This window comes from Streptacidiphilus monticola (assembly GCF_042658505.1).
In the GTDB taxonomy this organism is placed as follows: Bacteria; Actinomycetota; Actinomycetes; order Streptomycetales; family Streptomycetaceae; genus Streptacidiphilus; species Streptacidiphilus monticola.
The window spans coordinates 49381-72046 of the sequence record NZ_JBHSQJ010000022.1 but is presented as its reverse complement, the minus strand read 5'-3'; the positions used below and the strand labels follow the sequence as shown (position 1 = coordinate 72046).

Here is a 22666-nt window from a genome sequence, read left to right as displayed (position 1 = left end):
CCACCGCGCCCACCGCGCCCGCTGGGCCAGTTGCCCAGCGGCTGCGCCTCCCAGGAGCGAGACCTGGGGTGAGGGGACTGTGCCTCAGCGTCCGCGCCGGTGGTTTCGCCGTGCCGGAAGGGACGCCTGGGCCGGGGAGAGGGCTGTGGCCGGAGGGCGGGCCCGGACAGCCCGGTCCGCTGGCGGCGCCGGGTGGGTGGGCCGTCCTGTACCGGCTCCTGGCCGTCCGCCGCGGTTCGGGGTTCCTGTCCGTGGCGGTCCTGCCGCCGCGCGGCGGCGGGAGTGCGCCGTGCGGTTCCGGCCGGTGGAGGGCATCGGGGACTCAGGGGGCAGGGGGCCGCCCGGACCGCATCGGCTCTGCGCGCGGCGGGGGTGAGGCGGGGGTCACACTGGCCGCAACGTCGCCGGGCGCGTGGCCTACGATGACTGCGTACGTCTGGTACCCGGTGAGCGGGACTGGAACGGAAGCATCGCGAAGAGGTCGTACGTGGCGAGCGGAAGCGAAGACCTGCCCTCCCTCGGGGATCCGGCCGCGCCGGACAACCGGCCGGCGCGGCTCGCCGTAGGCGTCGTGGGCACCGGGCGGGTGGGGCCGGCGCTCGGCGCCGCGCTGCAGCTCGCGGGGCACCGGGTCGTCGCCGCCTCGGGCGTCTCCGACGCCTCCCGGCGGCGTGCCGAGGCGCTGCTCCCCGGCGTCAGGCTGGTCACCCCGCCGCAGGTCTCCGCCGCCGCGGACCTGCTGCTACTCACCGTCCCCGACGACGCCCTCGCCGACCTGGTCCGTGGCCTGGCCGAGACCGGGGCCATCCGTCCGGGGCAGATCGTCGCGCACACCTCCGGTGCGCACGGCACCGCGATCCTCGAACCCGCCGCCCGGGCCGGGGCGCTGCCCCTCGCGCTGCATCCGGCGATGACCTTCACCGGCACCTCCGTCGACGTCGCCCGACTCGCGGGCTGCCCCTTCGGGGTGACGGCCCCTCAGGAGTTCCGGCCCGTGGCTGAGGCGCTCGTGGTCGAGATGGGCGGGGAGCCGGAGTGGGTGCCCGAGGAGGTCCGCCCGCTCTACCACACCGCCCTCGCGCACGGCTCGAACCACCTGGTCACCCTCGTCGCGCAGGCGATGGAGCTGCTCGCGGACGCGGGCGTCGCGGAGCCGGGGCGGATGCTCGGACCGCTGCTCGGCGCGGCGCTCGACAACACGCTGCGCAGCGGCGACGCCGCGCTCACCGGCCCGGTCGCCCGCGGCGACGCGGGCACCGTGGCCCGGCACGTCGCGGAGCTGACGAGGCGTCAGTCCCCGCAGATCCTCGACAGCTACCTGGCCATGGCCCGGGCCACCGCCGACCGCGCGCTGGCCAACGGCATGCTCAAGGCGGAGGCCGCCGAGCCGCTGCTGGACGTTCTCTCCACCGAGGAGTCGCCCCGATGACCGCCACCCTCGCCCACACCCGCCAGGAACTCGTCACGGCCGCCGCGGGCACGCACCCCAGGGCCGTCGTGATGACCATGGGCGCGCTGCACGAGGGCCACGCGACGCTGATCCGGACGGCCCGTCAACTCGCCGGTGAGGACGGCACGGTGGTGGTCACCGTCTTCGTCAACCCGCTCCAGTTCGGGCCGAACGAGGACCTGGACCGCTACCCGCGCACCCTGGCCGCCGATGTCGAACTCGCCTCCACCGCCGGGGCGGACGTCGTCTTCGCCCCCTCGGTGGAGGAGGTGTACCCGGGCGGCGAGCCCCAGGTGCGGCTGGCCGCCGGGCCGATGGGCACCCGCTTCGAGGGCGCCTCGCGCCCCGGCCACTTCGACGGCGTGCTGACCGTCGTCGCCAAGCTGCTGCACCTGACCGCGCCCGACCTCGCGCTGTTCGGCGAGAAGGACGGACAGCAGCTGGCGCTGATCCGGCGCATGGTCGCCGACCTCAACTTCCCGGTGGAGATCGTGGGCGTGCCGACCGTCCGCGAGGCCGACGGACTGGCGCTGTCCAGCCGCAACCGGTACCTCTCCGCTGAGGAGCGGGAGCGCGCACTGGTGCTCTCCCGCGCCCTGTTCGCCGGGCGCGACGCCGCGTCCGGCGGGCCGTCGGCCGTACGGAAGGCCGCCGCGGAGGCGATCGCGGTGCCGGGAGCGGACATCGCCCTGGACTACCTCGCGCTGATCGACCCCCGCGACTTCACCGAGATCGCCCGCGACGACTTCACCGGCGAGGCCGTCCTCGCCGTCGCCGCGAAGGTGGGGACCACCCGCCTGATCGACAACGTGCGCCTCGCCTTCCACTGACCCGCCCAGGCATGTACCCCGAACCGGAGACGTGACCGCCATGTACCGCACCATGCTCAAGTCCAAGATCCACCGCGCCACCGTGACGCAGGCGAACCTGCACTACGTCGGGTCGGTGACGGTCGATCAGGACCTGCTCGAAGCCGCCGACATCCTGCCCGGCGAGCTGGTCCACATCGTCGACATCGACAACGGCAACCGCCTGGAGACCTACACCATCGCCGGCGAGCGCGGCTCCGGCGTCATCGGCATCAACGGCGCCGCGGCCCGGCTGGTGCACCCGGGAGACCTGGTCATCCTCATCGCCTACGGTCAGATGGAGGACGCGGAAGCACGTGTGTACGAGCCGCGTATCGTCTTCGTGGACCGCGACAACCGGATCACCCACACCGGCGCGGACGCCGCCGCTGCCCCGGAGGGCAGCGGCCTGTTCCGGGGCGACCTGACCGGCGCCCCGGCCTACGTACGGAGCGAGGCATGACCGCAGAGGTTCAGGTGCTGACGGCCCCCGCGCCGGGCTGGACGACGAACGCGGACGTGGTCGTCGTCGGTTCCGGCGTCGCGGGCCTCACGGCCGCGCTGCGGGTCCGCCGGGCGCGCCTGCGGGTGCTCGTGGTCACCAAGGCGATGCTGGACGACGGCTCCACCCGCTGGGCGCAGGGCGGTATCGCCGCCGCGCTCGGCGAGGGGGACACCCCGGAGCAGCACCTGGCGGACACCCTCGTCGCCGGCGCCGGCCTGTGCGACGAGGACGCGGTGCGGCTGCTGGTGACCGAGGGCCCCGACGCGGTCCGCCGCCTGATCGCCACCGGTGCCGCCTTCGACCGTGACGCGGCCGGCGAGATCCTGCTGACCCGCGAGGGCGGCCACCACCGGCGGCGCATCGCGCACGCGGGCGGCGACGCCACCGGCGCGGAGATCTCGCGGGCGCTGGTCGAGGCGGTCCGGGCCGATGCGGAGATAGAGGTCATCGAGCACGCCCTGGTGCTGGACCTGCTGACGGACGCTCAGGGCTGCACCGCCGGTCTCACCCTGCACGTCATGGGAGAGGGCCAGCGGGACGGCGTCGGCGCGGTGCACGCGCGGGCCGTGGTGCTGGCGACCGGCGGCATGGGCCAGGTCTTCTCGGCGACGACGAACCCGGCGGTCTCGACCGGCGACGGCGTCGCGCTCGCGCTGCGCGCGGGCGCGGAGGTGACGGACCTGGAGTTCGTCCAGTTCCACCCGACGGTGCTGTGGCTGGGGCCGGAGGCCCACGGCCAGCAGCCGCTGATCTCGGAAGCGGTGCGCGGCGAGGGCGCCCACCTGGTGGACGCGGACGGCGTCCGCTTCATGGTCGGGCAGCACGAGCTGGCGGAGCTGGCGCCCCGGGACATCGTCGCCAAGGGCATCATGCGCCGGATGCAGGAGACCGGCGCCGAGCACATGTACCTGGACGGCCGGCACTTCGGCGCGGCGATGTGGGAGGAGCGGTTCCCGACCATCCTCGCCTCCTGCCGGGCCCACGGCATCGACCCGGTGACCGAGCTGATCCCGGTGGCCCCGGCCGCCCACTACGCCTCCGGCGGCGTGCGGACCGACCTCAGCGGCCGGACGTCGGTGTCCGGGCTGTACGCGTGCGGCGAGGTCGCCTGCACCGGCGTGCACGGCGCGAACCGGCTCGCGTCCAACTCGCTGCTGGAGGGCCTGGTGTTCGCGGAGCGGATCGCCGCGGACATCGTGGAGCGGGACGCCGCGGGCAAGTTGACGCCCCGTCACGAGGACGTCTCGCGGCCGGTGTCGCGGGTGCCGCTGCTGGCGCCCGAGTCGCGGGCGGAGATCCAGCGCCTGATGACCGGCGGCGTGGGCGTGCTGCGGTCCGCCGAGTCGATGGCGGCCGCGGCGGAGGGGCTGGCCGCGCTGGCGGTGGACGGCCTCGACGAGCACGCGAAGGGGGAATCCCCCCAGGTGGAGACCTGGGAGGCGACCAACCTCCACCTCGTCGCCACGGCGCTGACGACGGCGGCCCGCCTGCGTGAGGAGACCCGCGGCTGCCACTGGCGCGAGGACTTCCCGGACCGCGACGACGCCCACTGGCGCCGCCACCTCACCACCCGCCTCGCCTCCGGTGCTTTCGGCACCACCCCCGGTCCCGTCTTCGGCGCCGACACGGACGATCACCCCACCACCCCCGAGGAGCAGAAGTGAGCCACGAGCACGACGAGTTGGAGCTCCTGAACGAGGGGGGCTGCGGGGACGGCTGCGCCTGTGGCGGGGAGGGCGTCGAGACCGGTCTCGACCCGGAGCTCGCCGCGCTGCTGGAGCAGGCCGGGCTGGACCCGGTCGAGGTCGAGGACGTCGCACTGATGGCGCTGTCCGAGGACCTGGCCGGGGGCGAGGACGTCACCTCCGTGGCCACCGTGCCCGAGGACGCCGTCGCCACCGCCGACTTCACGGCCCGTCAGGGGGGCGTCGTCGCCGGCCTGCGCGTCGCGGAGGCGGTCATCTCCCTCGTCGCCGAGGAGGAGTTCTCCGTCGAGCGTCATGTCGAGGACGGCACCCGCGTGGAGCCGGGCACCGTGCTGCTCAGCGTCACCACCCGCACCCGGGACCTGCTGACCGCCGAGCGCTCCGCCCTCAACCTGCTGTGCCACCTGTCCGGCATCGCCACCGCGACCGCCGCCTGGGCCAAGGAACTCGAGGGGACGGGGGCGGCCGTCCGGGACACCCGGAAGACCACGCCCGGCCTGCGGGCCCTGGAGAAGTACGCCGTCCGCGCCGGCGGCGGGCAGAACCACCGGATGGCGCTGTCGGACGCCGCGCTGGTCAAGGACAACCACGTCGTCGCCGCGGGCGGCGTCGCGGAGGCGTTCAACGCCGTGCGCAAGGCCTTCCCGGACCTCCCGGTCGAGGTCGAGGTGGACCGGATCGACCAGATCCAGCCGGTCCTGGACGCCGGGGCGGACCTGATCCTGCTGGACAACTTCAGCACCGCCGAACTCCGCCAGGCCGTCGAACTCGTCGCCGGACGGGCCAAGTTGGAGGCCTCCGGCGGGCTCACCCTGGAGCAGGCCCGCGAGGTGGGGGGGACCGGCGTGGACTACCTCGCCGTCGGTGCGCTGACGCACAGCTCCCCGATCCTTGACATCGGGCTCGACCTCCGCGGATAGTCACCCGACTCCCCAGCCCCCGAAGGAACCCGCGCGCCCATGCTGCTCACCATCGACGTCGGCAACACCCACACCGTCCTCGGCCTCTTCGACGGCGAGGACATCGTGGAGCACTGGCGGATCTCCACGGATCCGCGCCGCACCGCCGACGAGATGGCCGTGACGATGCAGGGGCTGATGGGCGCGCACCCCATCCTCGGCGCCGACGTCGTGGACGGCCTGGCGATCTGCTCGGCCGTCCCCGCCGTCCTGCACGAGCTGCGGGAGGTGTCCCGCCGCTACTACGGGGACGTCCCGGCCGTGCTGGTCGGCCCCGGGGTGAAGACGGGCGTGCACGTGCTGACCGACAACCCGAAGGAGGTCGGCGCCGACCGCATCGTCAACACCCTTGCGGCGAAGCACCTCTACGGCGGGCCCTGCATCGTCGTCGACTTCGGCACGGCCACCAGCTTCGACGCCGTCAACGAGCGCGGGGACTTCCTGGGCGGCGCGATCGCGCCGGGCATCGAGATCTCCATGGACGCGCTCGGCGTCCGCGGGGCGCAGCTGCGCACCATCGAGCTGGTGAAGCCGCGCAGCATCATCGGCAAGAACACGGTGGAGTGCATGCAGTCCGGCGCGATCTACGGCTTCGCCGGGCAGGTGGACGGGATCGTCAACCGGATGGCCGCCGAACTCGCCGACGACCCGGACGACGTCCAGGTGATCGCCACCGGCGGACTGGCCCCGCTGGTGCTGGGCGAGGCCACCTCGATCGACGTGCACGAGCCGTGGCTGACGCTGATCGGCCTCCGTCTGGTCTACGAACGCAACACGGCCGGGTGACCGCGCAGGACACGGGCGGGTTGACGCTGCGCGGTTGATCCGATTTTCCCCTTTTGGGCCGTAGGGTCTCTCTCATGCCTACGCCTCATGGGTCGCGCGGCGGCATGGCCTTCAGCGCAGACGAGCTGCGGGTCCTCCGGCGGGCCCTCGCCCACGTCCTCCACGCCAGCCCCACCCCCAGCCCCACTCCCGCGCCGAACGGGAGACCCGACGCGGGGTCGGCCCGTGCCGCCTGGACGGAGGACGTCCAGGACGTGCTGCGGCTGGCGGAGGCGATCGACGAGGCTACGGCCGAGGCGGGCCGGATGCGCGCCTTCGCGCTCACCGAGCTGGCCCGGTACCGGGCAGCGCTGCCCGGTGNCGGGCAGCGCTGCCCGGTCCCCCCGGCGGCTACCTCCAGCGGCTGGAGGAAGCCGTGGCCGACGGGTACGTGCCGGACTCCGACGACCTGTCAGCACTGCGGCTGCTCACGGGACTTCCCTGCGCGGGCGCCGAGCACGCCCGCCGGCTGCGGCTGCGGGAACGGTGCGCGGAGCTGGCGGAGGCGGCGGTGCGCCGCCGGCTCGACGCCCCGGTGCCGCCCCAACCCCCGCGGATCGCCAGCGTGGTGAGCGGCGGCAAGGTCGCGGACTTCGCCCGTGCCCGGCAGCGGGACCGGGCGGTGGCCCCAGCAATCCCCCACCGACGCGGAGGAACGATGAGCAACCAGCCCGCCCCGACGCCCCGCGAGGACGACCGCCCGGTGCGCCCCGTCCCCACCCCCGCCGACCTCTGGCCCCGCGGCGTCCGCCCCAAGCCCGCCACGCCCCCGGCCCCCCACCCCGACGACCCGGAAGAACGCCCCACCGGCACCGGCTGACCCCGGCCGCGCGCCGGAGGCGCAGCCCAACGCCTTGGGTGTTGGGCTGCGCCCATGCCGCCTTCAGGGTGGGGCTGCCCCGGGCCCGGGCGGGGCGTTGGCCAGTGCCCGGGCTGCCCTTCGGCGGGGGCTGCGCCCGGCCCGGCTCGGTTGTTGGGCTGCGCCCGTGCCCGGCTTGGGTGTTGGACTGTGCTCATGCCCGGCTTGGGTATTGGGCTGCGCCCGGCCCGGCTCGGTTGTTGGGCTGTGCCCGGGCTGGCCTTCGGCGGGGGCTGCGCCCGTCCCGGCCTTCGGGGTTGGGCTGTGCCCGCGCCCGCCTTCGGCTGGGGCTGTGCCCGCGCTGGCCTTCGGCTGGGGCAGCGCCCCTGCAGGCCTCGGGTGTTGGGCTGCGCCCGTGCCTCTTTCGGTGTTGACCTGCACCAGACCCGGCTCGGGCGTAGGGCAGTGCACGCCATCGCGTGCGGCCGGGACTACGCCCGGCCTGGCTCGGGCGTTGAGCTGTCCCCGTTTCGATGTTGGACCGCGGCCGCCTCCGCCTCCGCCAAGGCGTAGGGCTGAGCCCGCGTCCGCCTTGGGCGTTGCGGTGCGCCCGGGCCCGGCTCGGGCGTGGGGCTGTGCCCGCGTCCGCCTTCGGCGTTGGAGGCGGCGGCGTGCTGGCTGGCTGTCGGCACGAAGGTGCCGGCCGCGGCGCGAAGCGCACTGGCTCGGCGCGGGGTCTCGCCCCCGCCGCGCTCCGGGCCGGGCCGGGGGCGGGGGGGCTTTTGGGTGCTTTGCTGGGAAAGTGCAGGTGAGCGAGGGTCTCGGGGGCGGCGGGAGGGGTACCCCCCGATGGGGCGTAGGGGGCCGGTGTGATTTCATCCTCACGCCTCTCACACTTCTCTCACTGGGGGATCCATGGCGCTGTTCCGCGCCGCCGCCCTGCCCGCCGCCGCCGCGATATCCGCCGCCCTGGGTCTGGCCGTCGTACCCGCCGCCCACGCCGCCGCGCCCGCGGCCGGGCCGGCCGCCACCGTCAAGGTGGGCGTCGCCGCCCCGAGTTCGCTCTACCTGCTGCCGCAGGGCGCCGACGAGCCGGCCGTCGCGGCCCAGTACCGCACCTTCTCCGTCGGCTACTACGTCGCCGACGAGGCCTCGCCCACCGGCGTCACCATCACCGGCAACGCCTCTGCTCTCGTGGGCAAGGCGGACCTGCAGTTGCCCTCCGCCTGCTCCTGGACCTCGTCCGCGCACACCGGCTTCAGCTGCGACGCGGGCCGCATCGAGTTCGCGGGTGAGCTCGACTTCCGCGTCCGCAGCGCCGTCGGCGCGGCCGAAGGCGCCACCGGCGCGCTGACGTTCGCCGTCCATGGCAAGAACATCTCGGCGGACGGCGGCAAGGACAGCCCGGCCAACTACCGCACCGTCTTCACCGTCGGCCACGGCCCCGACCTCGCCGTCAACCAGGCGATGGGGGACTCGGGGTTCAGCCTCTACGGCAGTGGTGCCCCGCTGGTGATCGCCTCGAAGGCCGGCGTCCAGGCGCCGGTCCGGATCACCAACAAGGGCGACCGGGACGCCTCGGACATCTACGTCGTCGTCGGCGCGTCCGGGCTCGAAGACGAGCAGGGCGTCCGGCTGGCGAGCACGTGGAGCAACTGCCTCTACGACCCGATGGACCCGAGCGACGCGCTCTGCCACTTCCCCAACGCGGTGATCCACCCGGGCGAGACCTACCAGCTCTCCCCCGCGGTCACCGTCACCGGCGACCCGACGACCGCCAGCGGCTTCTTCGACTACGCCGCCGACGTGGCCGGCGGCGAACTGATCGGCAAGCTGGACACCTCGGGCGCGAAGCCCGGCAAGGGCACCCCGCTGCAGCTGGTGCCCGTCACCACGCCGAAGGCCGACCACCGGGCCGCCGTTCCGGACATCGACTACAGCAACAACATCGGGCTGCGCGCGGTGACCGGTGCCGGCTACAACCTCGCGGCCCAGGGCGGCTCGCTGCGGCTCACCGTCGGCAAGGTCCGGACCCTGACCGTCGGCATCCGCAACACCGGCACGTCGGCTGCCCAGGACGGCGGCCTGGCCGTGATCGGCCTCCCCGCCGGCGTCCGGGTGACCCGCGTCCCGGACACCTGCGACACCGACATTCTCCAGCAGCGTGCGGAGCTGCAGAAGGTCCTGGCCGTGTACGGGATCGCGGCGGGCGACCTGAAGGGCAGTCAGTTCGTGTTCTGCGCCCCCGACTCGAGCCTCCCGGCCGGGCACAGTGCCACGTTCAAGCTGTCGGTGGAGGCGACCCGGCCGCTGACCGGGGCCGTCGGCAGCGTCAACGTCCGCGGCGTGCGGGCCGAGGCGAACCTGGCCGACAACCTCGCCCTGCTGCACGTCACCGCCACCCGGGCGCCCGCCTCCTCGGCGGCCCCGAGCCAGGGTGACGGCGGCTCCTCGTCCTCCGCGTCGGCCACTCCGGCGGCGTCCACCCCGGCCTCGTCCGCCAGCGCCTCGGGCTCGGGCGGCCTGGCCAGCACCGGCGGCGGCCAGCAGACCGCGCCGCTGCTGCTCACCGGCGTCGGCGCGCTGCTCCTCGGCGGCGGCGTGGTGGCCCTGACCCGTCGCCGCCGCACGCGCTGACGGATCCGCGTCCGGTCCCGCGTCCCGCCCCTCTGCCGGGGGCCCGGGCGCGGGACCTTCCGCTGCCCTGCCGCGGGAAAAGCAGGTGCGCCCGCTCGCTACGCTTGTGCCGTGAGCGATCAGAACCCCACCGCCGTAGCGACAGACGACCTCCCGGAGCAGATGCGGGTCCGCCGCGAGAAGCTGGAGCGGCTGAAGGCCGCCGGCATCGACCCCTACCCGGTGGGCTTCCCGCGCACGACCACCCTGGCCGACCTCCGCGCCAAGTACCCCGATCTTCCGGCCGACACCGCCACCGGCGACCGCGTCGGTGTCACCGGTCGCGTCGTGCTCAGCCGCACCGGCGGCAAGCTCTGCTTCGCCACCCTGCGGGACGGCACCGGTGACCTCCAGGTGATGCTCTCCCTGGACAAGCTGGGCGAGGAGCGGCTGGCCGACTGGAAGGCCGACATCGACCTCGGCGACCACGTCGGCGTCGAGGGCGAGGTGATCACCTCCAAGCGCGGCGAGCTGTCGGTGATGGTGGACCGCTGGGAGCTGACCGCCAAGTGCCTCCGTCCGCTGCCCGACAAGCACAAGGGCCTGACCGACCCGGAGGCCCGGGTCCGCCAGCGCTACGTGGACCTGATCGTCAACCCCGAGGCCCGCGAGATGCTGCAGCTGCGCAGCCGCGTGGTCTCCTCGCTGCGTCGCACCTTCGAGCAGCGCGGCTTCATCGAGGTCGAGACCCCGATGCTGCAGCCGATCCACGGCGGCGCGAACGCGCGTCCGTTCAAGACGCACATCAACGCGTACGACATGGAGCTCTACCTGCGCATCGCCACCGAGCTCTACCTCAAGCGGCTGATGGTCGGCGGCACCGAGAAGATCTTCGAGATCAACCGGAACTTCCGCAACGAGGGTGCGGACGCGACCCACAACCCGGAGTTCACCGCCATCGAGTCCTACGAGGCCTACGGCGACTACGACACCCAGGCCGAGCTCACCCGCGAGCTGATCCTCAACGCGGCCAAGGACGCCCTGGGCACCACCGTGGTCAAGGGCCTGGACCAGCACGGCGAGGAGGTCGAGATCGACCTGGCCGAGCCCTGGGGGCAGGTCAGCGTCTACCCGGGCATCTCCGAGCACCTGGGCGTCGAGGTCACCCCGGAGACCTCCGTGGACGAGCTGCGCAAGCTCGCGGACGCGCACGGCATCCCCTACGAGAAGCAGTGGGGCCACGGCCAGATCGTCCTGGAGATGGTCGAGCGCCTGCTGGAGCACAACGCGATCAAGCCGACCTTCATCCGGGACTACCCGACCGAGGTCTCCCCGCTGACCCGGCAGCACCGGAGCGTCCCCGGCGTGGCGGAGAAGTGGGACCTGGTGATCTTCGGCACCGAGGTGGCCACCGCGTACTCCGAGCTGATCGACCCGGTCGAGCAGCGGGCCCGGCTCACCGCCCAGTCCCTGCTGGCCGCGGGCGGCGACGTCGAGGCGATGCAGCTGGACGAGGACTTCCTGCGCGCGCTCGAGTACGCGATGCCGCCCACGGGAGGCATGGGGATGGGCGTGGACCGGCTCATCATGCTGCTGACGGGCAAGAACATCCGCGAGACGGTGCTCTTCCCCCTGGTGAAGCCCGAGTAGGGGCGGGGCGTACAGTCGTCGTCATGAAGTACATCGAGGCTCTGTTGCCGCCCGCGGTCATGGCCGTCGCCTTCGGTTACCTGATCCGGGCTCTCTTCCGGAACCAGGGCGGCGCCAACGCCGCCAAGGAGGACGCCGCCGCGGAGGCCCTCGCCCAGGCCCAGAAGCAGTAGGCGCCGCCACGGGCGCCCACCACTCGCGGAGGTTCGACCCGTTGATCGGGGACGGACCTCCCCGGGTGGTGGGCTCCTCGCGCAGTTCCTCGCGCCCCTGATAGTGCAAGTCACTGGAGTTTGTCCGGTAAAGGTGATATCTGCCTGTTATGGCGCGCCCACTCGGTGAACTCGAGAACGAGGTCATGACCCGGCTGTGGCAGTGGAACCGCCCGGTCACGGTTCGGGAGGTTCTCGAGGATCTGCAACAGGAACGAGAGATCGCATACACCACCGTGATGACGGTGATGGACAAGCTGTTCCAGAAGGGCTGGCTGCGCCGGGAACAGGACGGCCGGGCCTACCGATATGCCCCGGTCTCCACGCGCGAGGCGTATACCGCCACCCTGATGTTCGATGCCTGGGCCACCGGGGACAACCCGGCCGCCGCACTCGTGCACTTCTTCGGGATGATGTCCCCCGAGCAGCAGGAGGCTCTCGGCGACGCATTGCGCATCTTCGCCCCGCAACTGTTCCCCACCGAAATCACGGAGACTCTGGAGGACGGGACGCGATAGCGTCTGGCCATGCAGGTCACGATCCGCCGCGCGCGAACCAGCGATGTCCGGGCCATCCGCAGCCTCATCGACGGATACGCACGCGAACGACGCCTGCTGGACAAGCCCACGGTCACCCTCTTCGAGTCGGTGCAGGAGTTCTGGGTCGCCGAGCGCGACGACAACGCGCAGGTCGTGGCCTGCGGTGCGCTGCACGTCATGTGGGAGGACCTGGCCGAGGTGCGCACCCTCGCGGTGGACCCGGCCTGCCGCGGCACCGGAATCGGGCACCAGCTGCTGGAGAAGCTCATCGCCACCGCCCGCTGGATCGGTGTGCGTCGTATTTTCTGCCTGACCTTCGAAGTGGACTTCTTCGGCAAACACGGCTTCAAGGAGATCGACTCCACCCCGGTCGACGCCGGCGTCTACGAGGAGCTGCTGCGAAGCTACGACGAAGGCGTGGCGGAGTTCCTGGATCTGGAACGGGTGAAGCCGAACACCCTCGGCAACACCCGGATGCTCCTGCATCTGTGAACGCACGGTGCGGTAGGTTGGTTCCTTCGCGGTGTCCACAGGTCGGAACCCGGGGTTTGAATTTTCGCCGGAAAGGCGCTTTGCTTTCCTTCAGTAATCCGTGCTTTTGAGGAAAGGGAAGCCCGTGGCGCAGAAGGTCCAGGTCCTTCTTGTCGACGATCTCGAGGGCGGCGAGGCGGACGAGACGGTGACGTTCGCACTCGACGGGGTTGCTTACGAGATCGACCTCACCACCGAGAACGCCGGCAAGCTCCGCGAGCTGCTTGCTCCGTACACCGAGAAGGGGCGCAAGCAGAGCTCCCGCGGCGGCGCCCGGCGCGGCGCGGCGGCGCCCAAGGGGCAGCGCCAGGTGGGGAGCAACCCGGACACCGCCAAGGTCCGCGCCTGGGCGCGGGAGAACGGCAAGGCCATCAACGACCGCGGCCGGATCCCGAGCGAGATCCTCAAGGAGTACGAGGCGGCGCACAGCTGAGCAGCGGAGCTGAGCCTCCGTCAGCTCTCCGCCGGGTCCGGGCGCAGGGCACCCGCAGCGGTTCCGCCCGCGCGGCCCGGCTGCCGGCGGATGCCGCCGCAACCGGGGTGAGTCCTGCCACACGGGGTCAAACCGGCGGCTGCCCGCGGAGGTTACGCAGCCTGACTCCATTCGCCCGACTTCTCGTTCGGCGAACACCCGGGGGAACGAATTCGGGATCGAACTGCGCAGGCCGGGGGTATGACCTGCTTGTGGACAACCCGAAGCGCCACCGGAGGACGGGCCGGTGCGGCACGCCGCACCCCGCGTTCGCCGTCGGCGTAGCGATTCCGCGTGGATCTGGCTGGCCTGCGGGAACACCAACCCGCAGCATTCAGTTCAAGTCATTGTCGGCCGTCGCGGGGGCGTTCTCGCCAGCAGGTGTCGACGGTTGTAGTGAAGCTGTTCCGGCCTCCGGGACTAGCATGCGGAAGGACAGGGAGGGGACCGCCCTCTTTCTGCTCCGACCGCTCTGAGGAGCGATTAACGATGTTCGAGAGGTTCACCGACCGCGCGCGGCGGGTTGTCGTCCTGGCTCAGGAAGAAGCCCGGATGCTCAACCACAACTACATCGGCACCGAGCACATCCTCCTGGGCCTGATCCACGAGGGTGAGGGTGTCGCCGCTAAGGCCCTGGAGAGCCTCGGGATTTCGCTCGAGGCGGTTCGCCAGCAGGTCGAGGAGATCATCGGCCAGGGCCAGCAGGCCCCGTCCGGCCACATCCCCTTCACCCCGCGGGCGAAGAAGGTCCTGGAGCTGTCGCTCCGCGAGGCCCTTCAGCTCGGCCACAACTACATCGGCACCGAGCACATCCTGCTCGGCCTGATCCGCGAGGGCGAGGGCGTCGCCGCCCAGGTCCTCGTCAAGCTGGGCGCCGACCTGAACCGGGTGCGGCAGCAGGTCATCCAGCTGCTCTCCGGCTACCAGGGCGGCGGCAAGGAGTCCGCCACCGCCGGCGGCCCCGCCGAGGGCACCCCCTCGACCTCCCTGGTCCTCGACCAGTTCGGGCGCAACCTCACCCAGGCCGCCCGCGAGGCCAAGCTCGACCCGGTCATCGGGCGCGAGAAGGAGATCGAGCGGGTCATGCAGGTGCTGTCCCGCCGCACCAAGAACAACCCGGTGCTGATCGGCGAGCCCGGCGTCGGCAAGACGGCCGTCGTCGAGGGCCTGGCCCAGGCGATCGTCAAGGGCGAGGTGCCCGAGACGATCAAGGACAAGCAGCTCTACACCCTGGACCTGGGCGCCCTGGTCGCCGGCTCCCGCTACCGCGGTGACTTCGAGGAGCGCCTGAAGAAGGTGCTCAAGGAGATCCGCACCCGCGGCGACATCATCCTGTTCATCGACGAGATCCACACGCTCGTCGGCGCAGGCGCCGCCGAAGGAGCGATCGACGCCGCCAGCATCCTCAAGCCCATGCTGGCCCGAGGTGAGCTGCAGACCATCGGCGCCACCACGCTGGACGAGTACCGCAAGCACCTGGAGAAGGACGCCGCCCTGGAGCGCCGCTTCCAGCCCATCCAGGTCGCCGAGCCGTCTCTCGCCCACACCATCGAGATCCTCAAGGGCCTGCGCGACCGGTACGAGGCGCACCACCGCGTCTCCATCACGGATGCCGCCCTGGTCGCCGCCGCCACCCTGGCGGACCGTTACATCTCCGACCGCTTCCTGCCGGACAAGGCGATCGACCTGATCGACGAGGCCGGCTCCCGGATGCGCATCCGCCGCATGACGGCTCCGCCGGACCTGCGCGAGTTCGACGAGAAGATCGCCGACGTGCGCCGGGAGAAGGAGTCCGCGATCGACGCGCAGGACTTCGAGAAGGCCGCCGCCCTCCGCGACAACGAGAAGCAGCTGCTGCAGGCGAAGGCCAAGCGGGAGAAGGAGTGGAAGGCCGGCGACATGGACGTCGTGGCCGAGGTGGACGAGGAGCTCATCGCCGAGGTCCTGGCCACCGCCACCGGCATCCCGGTCTTCAAGCTGACCGAGGAGGAGTCCTCCCGGCTGCTGCGCATGGAGGACGAGCTCCACAAGCGCGTCATCGGCCAGAAGGACGCCATCAAGGCGCTGTCCCAGGCCATCCGGCGCACCCGGGCCGGCCTCAAGGACCCGAAGCGTCCCGGCGGTTCGTTCATCTTCGCCGGCCCGTCCGGCGTCGGTAAGACCGAGCTGTCCAAGACGCTGGCCGAGTTCCTCTTCGGCGACGAGGACGCGCTGATCCAGCTCGACATGTCCGAGTTCAGCGAGAAGCACACCGTCTCGCGGCTGTTCGGCTCCCCGCCCGGCTACGTCGGGTACGAGGAGGGCGGCCAGCTGACCGAGAAGGTGCGCCGCAAGCCGTTCTCGGTCGTCCTCTTCGACGAGGTCGAGAAGGCCCACCCGGACATCTTCAACTCGCTGCTGCAGATCCTGGAGGACGGTCGGCTGACCGACTCCCAGGGCCGGGTCGTGGACTTCAAGAACACGGTCATCATCATGACCACCAACCTCGGCACCCGGGACATCTCCAAGGGCTTCAACCTGGGCTTCGCGGCCCAGGGTGACATCCAGTCCGGCTACGAGCGGATGAAGGCCAAGGTCGGCGAGGAGCTCAAGCAGCACTTCCGCCCCGAGTTCCTCAACCGCGTCGACGACATCGTGGTCTTCCACCAGCTCGGCGAGGAGGAGATCATCCAGATCGTCGACCTGATGGCCGCCAAGGTGGACGAGCGCCTGAAGGACCGCGACATGGGCCTGGAGCTCCGTCCGGCCGCCAAGTCCCTGCTGGCCAAGCGCGGTTACGACCCGCTGCTGGGCGCCCGGCCGCTGCGCCGGACCATCCAGCGCGAGATCGAGGACACGCTGTCCGAGAAGATCCTCTTCGGCGAGCTGCGCTCCGGCCACATCGTCGTCGTGGACGTCGAGGGCGAGGGCAAGGAGGCCAAGTTCACCTTCACCGGCGTCGACAAGACCCCGGTGGCGGCGGACGCGGTCTCGGCCGGCCCGAACCTCAGCAAGGACCCCGGCGCGGCGTAACCGCTGCGTCGAGCCCGACCGCACTGCCCCCGTCGATCCGTCAGGACCGGCGGGGGCAGCGGCGTTTCCGGCTCAGGGCCGGACGACGGGGTACTGCGCGGGCAGCAGGTCCAGCCGCTCCGTCGCCCAGGCCGTGACGGCCCGCAGCCCGGGGAAGACCCGCGGGATCTGGGCCACGCGCTCCGGCGTCAGCGTCACCGCGGTCAGGTAGAGCTCGCCCACCTGGGGCAGCACGAGCCCGCCTAGGTCCGGGAAGGTGCCCCGGTAGAGGTGGACCAGCCGCAGATCGGCCATCTCCGTCAAAGCCGTGAGCTGGGCCGGCTCGAAGCGGTCCGCCGGATCGAGGGTCAGCGTCGCGAGTCGGGGCAGCCCGGGGACGGGCTGCGCCGCGCAGTCCCAGAGGTCGAGCGCCGTGAGCCCGGTCAGCGCCTCCAGCCCACGGAGCGTGGACTCGCGCACCAGCAGCCGGCGGACGGCGGTCGCCGCCAGTGCTGCCAGGCTCGGACAGTGGCAGCGCGTCAGCTGAAGACGCCTCAGCTGCGGGAAGCGGTCCAGGAGCGCGAGGTCGGCCTCGTCCAGCACGGTCTCGTGGAGCCGCAGTTCGTTGAGCGTGTCGGGCGGGAGCAGCTCGATGCCCGGCAGACCGGTGGTGGCCTGGTACTGCACGCAGCTCCGTCCGCCCAGCGACGCCAGGAAGGCGGCGTCCTCCCGGCCCCGGACGACGAAGCGGAGGCCGTCGTCGTGACTGAGCCGGGCGACGACCTGGGCGCCGTACTCCGCCCGGTCGAAGCGGTCCCAGGCCCACGCCAGTTGGGCCCGCACCTCCTGGGACGGGTGGTCCGCGAACCGGCGGAGCAGCGGGATCGCCCGCTCGGTACCGACCGTGGTGGCGCAGACGACCACATGATGGGCCGTCACCGGGTCGAGCCCCTCGGGCCCGGGCAGCAGTTCCAGGACGATCGGGCCCGCCGCGGCCAGTGCCTTCGCATCCTCGGCCGAACGCGGCGGGACCACCTCGGCCAGCGCCGACTCCACCCGCTGCCGGATCGACGGGTCGAGCTCGACGGCGAACTCCAGGCAGATCGCCGCGAGCAGCCGGAGCCGGTGTGCGTGCGAGGGCTCCTGGTCCGCCCGGTCGAGCACGCCGGTGAGCAGGTCCGCCCGCTCCCGCCGTCTCGCGTGGCCGACGGCCAGGCGCAGCACGTCCTCCCACTGGTCCTCGTGGGCGTGGGCCACCAGTAGCGGGATGTCCCCCTCCTCGACGGCGGCCTGCGCGCCGAGGTAGTCCTGGAAGGTCCGGTGGACGAAGTCGACCGCGCCGGGGGCGGGTTCGCGCAGCAGGCCGCTGCGGACCAGGAGGTGGCGGAGCAGGTCGTCGGCCGTGGTGTCGAGACCCAGTCGCGGCCGGACCCGGTCGATCTGCTGCAGCGCCTGTTTCTCCGTCAGCTCCGACTGCCCGTTGCGGATCAGCCAGTAGGCCAGCTTCTCCAGCAGCGCGTGCTGGCGGCTCCGGTCCAGGCTCGGGCCCTCGGAGTCGGCCGCCACGCCGCGCTCCTGGTCGCGCCGGACCAGCAGCATGTCCAGCGCAGCGTCGTAGAGGGACATCCGGTCCGCGGGCAGGTAGCCGCGGCGGTCCACATTCAGCGCGCAGATCAGCGAGCACATCAGCGGGTTGGTGGCCAGCCGGGCCAGGTCCGGCTTGCGGTCCAGGGCGTCGGTCAACTGCTGCCGCCACTGGTCCAGTCGGCCGGAACGCCCGGGGGCGGCGTGCCGGGCCGCCTGGTGCCAGCGGTCGACGAAGGCGCGGACGTCGCCGCGGCCCATGGGCAGCAGGCTCAGCTCCTCGAAGTCCAGTGCGCGCAGCCATCCCTCGTGGACGGCGGACGGGCGGGTGGTGACCACGCAGCGGGTCTCCGGGTAGGCGGCCAGCAGTCGGCCCAGCCACTCCCGCACCCGTCGCCGCCGGCCGGACGGGGCCTCGTCGATGCCGTCGATCAGCAGCAGCACCCCGCCGTCGGCCATCCTCCGGCTCATCCACCCCGCCGAGCCCGGGGCACCGGCGAGCGGGCTGCCCGTCGCGTGCAGGAACTCCTCGGGGCCGGGCAGCTCGGCGCCGTCGCGGGCGAGTGCCCGCAGGCGCAGGAGCACCGGCAGGCAGCCCTGGAACTCCCGCAGCGAGTCCGGGAGTTCGCGGCGCGCGGCCATGGTCGTCAGCCACTGCAGCAACGTCGTCTTGCCCGACCCCGCCTCACCGCGCAGCAGCACCCGACGCCGCCCGGCGAAGGCGTCCTCCACCCGGTGCGACAGGGGTTCCTGGCCGTCCTCGTGCAACTGCACTCCCCCGCCCGAAAGCTCCAGGCTCAGGTAGGCGAGGTCCAGGGGCCAGGAGTCCTCAAGGGCGGAGGAGCGGGTCACGCCGAAGATCGTCACCTGGTTCCACTCGCGGGCCAGGGCGGTCCGGAGGCGCTGCTCGAAGCCGGGCGCCACGGTGAGCCCGTCCGGGCCGACCGCGGCACGGAACTCCGGATCAGCGAGCAGGACCTGGCTGGGAGTCAGTTCCACCCGGCCGTGGCCCCAGGCGCCGGGCTCGGCACGGACGACGCCCATCAGTTCGCCGTCGAGGAAGACCGGAGCACCGGACAGGCCCGCCCAGGGACGCTCGCCCTGCGGCGCGTGGTGCGCGCTGTCCAGCACCGGGCGGCCGCCCACCAGTCCGGTCGCCGGTTTGAGGGTGCCCAGCAACTGCTCGGTGTCCAGCCGCCCGGAGCCGTCCCGCTGGGCGTGGGGGAAGCCGACCGCGACGGCGCCGGGACGCGGCTCAAGCCCCGCCCAGCTGCCCCAGGCGGGTGGCGCGCCGTCCGCCGGACCGCCCGTGTCGGACGCGAGCCGCAGGAGCGCCGCGTCGCACCGGTCGTCGTAACGGAGCCAGACCACGCGGCAGGGCTGCCGGCCGCCGCCCCCGGGCAGCACCACCTCGGCGGGATCCCGGCCGCGCACCACGTGCGCGGCCGTCAGCACCAGCCCGGGACCGATCAGGTATCCGCTGCCCTGTCGTGCCCCGAGCACCGCCACCAGCCGCGCCCGCTGCGGATGCGCCACTCGTCCATCTCCCCCAAACCCCGTCGCTGCCAACGGGGTTATCTTGCCGCAGCGCGTCGTGCCACGGGGTGGGGCCGACGAGTCCGAAGACTCGTGAAGCCGGTGTGAAGGGGGCGGGAGGGGCCGTCGGAGCCTTCTGGGGCGGGTGGTAGCCTCGGCGGCTGCTTGCCGTACAAACGAATACCGCACAGGTGTGCGGATGGCGGGGAGGCGTTGCGTGGGATCCAGGCATGGACGACGCGGGCATACGAAGGCTTGGTGGGGGGCGACCGGCGCGCTGGTCGCGGGCGCGCTCGTGGTCGGCGCGGTCGCCGAGGCGGCGCCCTGGAGCGGATCGGCGGCCCCCGGCGGCGCGGTCGCCGCGGCGTCGCTCGGCAACGCGGCCCTGCAGCAGCAGTTCGCCGACGCGGCGCAGGAGTTCCACGTCCCGCAGGGCGTGCTGATGGCGCTCTCCTACGAGCAGTCGCTCTGGGACCAGCACGAGGGCGCGCCCAGCGTCACGGGCAACTACAACGTGATGGGGCTGACCCAGGTCACCAAGGACGACCTGAAGACGGCCACCGGCAACGAGTTCGACGACGGCATCGACGCCGAGGGCTCCGGGCGCAAGCACGCCCGGCGCGCGACGCCGACGCTGCCGGCCTCCACGAACGTGGACACGTCCTCGCCCGCCCTGCACACGCTGGACGCGGCAGCCAAGCTGATCGGCGCCTCGCCCGACGAGCTGAAGACCGACACCCGCCAGAGCATCCGCGGCGGCGCGGCCCTACTCGCCTCCTACGAGAAGCAGTTGACGGGCAGTCTGCCCACCGACCCGACGCAGTGGTACGCCGCCGTAGCGGAGTTCGGCCACGCGAGCGACAAGGCGGCCGCGCAGCAGTTCGCCGACCGGGTCTTCACCAACCTCCGCAAGGGCGTGAGCAGCACCACCCCGCAGGGCCAGGTGGTCAGCATCAAGCCCGACCCGGCCGCGGTGCCGCAGGCCGGCTCCGGCGCCGGGACCACGGTTCCGGCTGCCGCGATCGCCTCCGTCGGGGTCGCCACCAAGGAGTGCCCCAGCACGCTCGCCTGCGACACCCCGGCGCCGGCGCTCTACAAGGAGTACGACACCTCCGGGGACTACGGCACCTACGCGCTGGGCAACCGTCCCGCGGACGGGCAGAGCATCGACTACATCGTCATCCACGACGCCGAGGGCACCAAGTCCGGCACGATCGCCACGTTCCAGCAGGGCGGCTACGCCAGCGCGCACTACGTCGTCGGCCAGGACGGCTCGGTGACCCAGCTGGTGGCGACCTCCAACGTGGCCTGGCACGCCGCCAACCGGACCTTCAACGCGCACTCCGTCGGCATCGAGCACGAGGGCTACGCGCTGAAGACCGGCTCCTGGTACACGCCCTCCGAGTACCAGTCCTCCGCCGCGCTGGTGAAGTACCTGGCCGGCCGCTTTGGCATCCCGCTGGACCGGCAGCACATCATCGGGCACGACGAGGTGCCCGGCATCAGCAACAGCGGCCAGGCCGCGCAGCACTGGGACCCGGGCCCGTACTGGGACTGGAGCTACTACTTCCGGCTGCTGGGGCACCGGTTGAGCGGCAACGACCAGCCCGTGGTCGGCGGCACGGTCACCATCGCCCCGCCCTACAGCACCTCCTACGAGCCGACGGTCAACGGCTGCTCGACCAACCCCTGCCCCGGCCACCAGGCCAACTTCGTCTACCTGTACCAGGGTCCGGGCACGAGCTACGGCCTGATCAAGGACTCGGTCGTCAGCTCGGCCAAGGGGCAGACCGGCACCCAGTCCGCGGCGGACTGGACGGACAAGGCGGTCTACGGCGAGACTTTCGTCGTGGCCCAGGTCTCCGGCTCCTGGACCGCGATCTGGTACGGCGGCCAGAAGGCCTGGTTCTACAACCCCGGTGGCGCCTATGCCTATGCGAACAGCCTGACGCAGCCGGTGATCGTGACGCCGACGGGCAGCACGGCGCAGATCTGGGGCCGCCCCTACCCGGAGGCGTCCGTGTACTCGGGCGCCTACGCGAGCGACGCGCCGACCATCGCCCCGCTGTCCTACCTGATGCACTCCGGTGAGTCCTACGTCGCCAACGCCGTCATGACGGCCGACGACTACTTCAGCGACTACCCCTCCTGCACGGCGAACAACGCGTGCACCCATCTGAAGGGGACCACGCAGTACTACCCGATCTCCTTCAACCACCGGCTGGCCTTCGTCAAGGCCTCCGACGTCACCGTCGTTCCGGCGGCGTTCCCGGCGACCAGCACCTTCACGCCGGTCACGCCGACCCGGCTGCTGGACACCCGCGCGGGAATCGGCGCGGCGAAGGCGCGGGTCGGGGCCGACGCCTCGATCGCCCTGCAGATCACCGGCAAGGCCGGGGTGCCGACCAGCGGCGTCTCCGCCGTCGTGCTGAACGTGACCGCGGTGAACCCGTCCGCCTCCGGCTATGTGACGGTGTATCCGGACGGCACCACGCGCAGCTCCGCCTCGAACCTGAACTTCGTCGCGGGCGACGTGATCCCCAACCTGGTCACGGTGCCCGTGGGTTCGGACGGCAAGGTGCGGCTCTACAACCACGCCGGCACCGTCGACCTGGTCGCCGACATCACCGGCTACTACGTCCGCTCGGGCTCCGGCTCGAAGCTGACCGGCGTGGGCCCGACCCGGCTGCTGGACACGCGGTACGGCATCGGCGCCGCCAGGGCGCGGGTGGGCGCGGGCGCCTCGATCGCCCTGCAGATCACCGGCAACGCCGGGGTCCCGGCGTCCGGGGTCACCGCGGTCGTGCTGAACGTGACCGCGGTGAACCCGTCCGGCTCCAGCTATGTGACGGTGTATCCGGACGGCACCACGCGCACCTCGGCCTCGAACCTCAACTTCACGGCCAAGCAGGTCATCTCCAACCTGGTGATCGTCCCGGTCGGCGCGGACGGCAAGGTGCGGCTGTACAACCACTACGGCACGGTGGACCTGGTGGCCGACATCAACGGGTACTACAGCGGCTCGGGTGCGGTCTTCCACACCGTGTCCCCGGTGCGCGTCATGGACACCCGCAGCGGCACCGGCGTCCGCACGGGCGTGCTCGGCACGGGCGGCACGGTCAAGCTGACCGTGGGCGCCGCCAACGGCGTGCCGCTGAACGCCAAGGCCGTGGTGCTCAACGTCACCGCGGTCGGCCCGACCGCCGCCGGCTACCTCACCGTCTACCCGGACGGAAAGGCGCTGCCGTCCGTCTCCAACGTCAACTTCCGGGCGGGGCAGACGATCCCGAACCTGGTCGTGGTGCCGGTGGTGAACGGCACGGTCGACTTCTACAACCACGCCGGCAACGTCAACGTGGTGGCCGACCTCACCGGGTACTTCACCGGCTGACGCAGCGTCGGACCGGACGCCGAGCCACGCGACGGCCCGGAGCGGCGGCAGC

At 72.3% G+C, this 22666-nt stretch carries 15 protein-coding genes and 1 pseudogene; 15 read left to right on the top strand and 1 reads right to left on the bottom strand.

Going from position 1 to position 22666, the window contains the following annotated elements; translation table 11 throughout:
- Positions 1-487 precede the first annotated feature (487 nt).
- From ACFP3V_RS07290 to ACFP3V_RS07225, 14 genes and pseudogenes are all read left to right on the top strand, one after another.
- Positions 488-1429: a Rossmann-like and DUF2520 domain-containing protein gene (locus ACFP3V_RS07290; protein WP_380581014.1), complete on the top strand. Its 942-nt coding sequence runs from the start codon at positions 488-490 to the stop codon at positions 1427-1429.
- Entirely contained in the window at positions 1426-2280 is an 855-nt protein-coding gene (gene panC, locus ACFP3V_RS07285; protein WP_380581012.1) for a pantoate--beta-alanine ligase, read from the top strand. Before ACFP3V_RS07290 ends, panC begins: the two co-directional genes overlap by 4 nt.
- Positions 2281-2320: 40 nt before the next feature.
- Positions 2321-2761: an aspartate 1-decarboxylase gene (gene panD / locus ACFP3V_RS07280; RefSeq protein ID WP_380581010.1), complete on the top strand. Its 441-nt coding sequence runs from the start codon at positions 2321-2323 to the stop codon at positions 2759-2761.
- A complete protein-coding gene (locus tag ACFP3V_RS07275) occupies positions 2758-4467 on the top strand; it encodes an L-aspartate oxidase (protein ID WP_380581008.1) in 1710 nt (569 codons plus the stop codon). The genes panD and ACFP3V_RS07275 overlap by 4 nt, the downstream gene beginning before the upstream one ends.
- Entirely contained in the window at positions 4464-5429 is a 966-nt protein-coding gene (gene nadC / locus ACFP3V_RS07270) for a carboxylating nicotinate-nucleotide diphosphorylase (RefSeq protein WP_380581006.1), read from the top strand. The genes ACFP3V_RS07275 and nadC overlap by 4 nt, the downstream gene beginning before the upstream one ends.
- A 39-nt stretch (positions 5430-5468) precedes the next feature.
- A complete protein-coding gene (locus ACFP3V_RS07265; RefSeq protein WP_380581004.1) occupies positions 5469-6254 on the top strand; it encodes a type III pantothenate kinase in 786 nt (261 codons plus the stop codon).
- 74 nt (positions 6255-6328) lie between these two features.
- Positions 6329-7113: pseudogene (locus ACFP3V_RS32070) on the top strand (hypothetical protein).
- Positions 7114-8007: 894 nt separating this feature from the next.
- Complete coding sequence (locus tag ACFP3V_RS07255; protein WP_380581000.1) at positions 8008-9729, top strand: LPXTG cell wall anchor domain-containing protein; 1722 nt, start codon at positions 8008-8010, stop codon at positions 9727-9729.
- Positions 9730-9840: 111 nt separating this feature from the next.
- Entirely contained in the window at positions 9841-11358 is a 1518-nt protein-coding gene (gene lysX / locus ACFP3V_RS07250; protein ID WP_380580998.1) for a bifunctional lysylphosphatidylglycerol synthetase/lysine--tRNA ligase LysX, read from the top strand.
- Positions 11359-11381: 23 nt separating this feature from the next.
- Positions 11382-11531, top strand: coding sequence for a hypothetical protein (locus ACFP3V_RS07245; protein ID WP_380580996.1), 150 nt, complete (start codon positions 11382-11384; stop codon positions 11529-11531).
- A gap of 149 nt (positions 11532-11680) precedes the next feature.
- A complete protein-coding gene (locus ACFP3V_RS07240; protein WP_380580994.1) occupies positions 11681-12088 on the top strand; it encodes a BlaI/MecI/CopY family transcriptional regulator in 408 nt (135 codons plus the stop codon).
- Between the two features lie 9 nt (positions 12089-12097).
- Positions 12098-12601, top strand: a complete 504-nt coding sequence (locus ACFP3V_RS07235; RefSeq protein ID WP_380580992.1) for an amino-acid N-acetyltransferase — start codon at positions 12098-12100, stop codon at positions 12599-12601.
- A gap of 124 nt (positions 12602-12725) precedes the next feature.
- Positions 12726-13073, top strand: coding sequence for a histone-like nucleoid-structuring protein Lsr2 (locus tag ACFP3V_RS07230; protein ID WP_380580989.1), 348 nt, complete (start codon positions 12726-12728; stop codon positions 13071-13073).
- Positions 13074-13601: 528 nt separating this feature from the next.
- Entirely contained in the window at positions 13602-16124 is a 2523-nt protein-coding gene (locus tag ACFP3V_RS07225) for an ATP-dependent Clp protease ATP-binding subunit (protein ID WP_380580987.1), read from the top strand.
- A gap of 72 nt (positions 16125-16196) precedes the next feature.
- On the opposite strand, the gene ACFP3V_RS07220 is transcribed toward ACFP3V_RS07225, so the two are convergent.
- Positions 16197-19223, bottom strand: coding sequence for an NACHT domain-containing protein (locus ACFP3V_RS07220; protein WP_380580985.1), 3027 nt, complete (start codon positions 19221-19223; stop codon positions 16197-16199).
- A gap of 217 nt (positions 19224-19440) precedes the next feature.
- Here ACFP3V_RS07220 and ACFP3V_RS07215 point away from each other — a divergent pair, with 217 nt between their 5' ends.
- Positions 19441-22614, top strand: coding sequence for an N-acetylmuramoyl-L-alanine amidase (locus tag ACFP3V_RS07215; RefSeq protein WP_380580983.1), 3174 nt, complete (start codon positions 19441-19443; stop codon positions 22612-22614).
- The last annotated feature ends 52 nt before the right edge of the window (positions 22615-22666 follow it).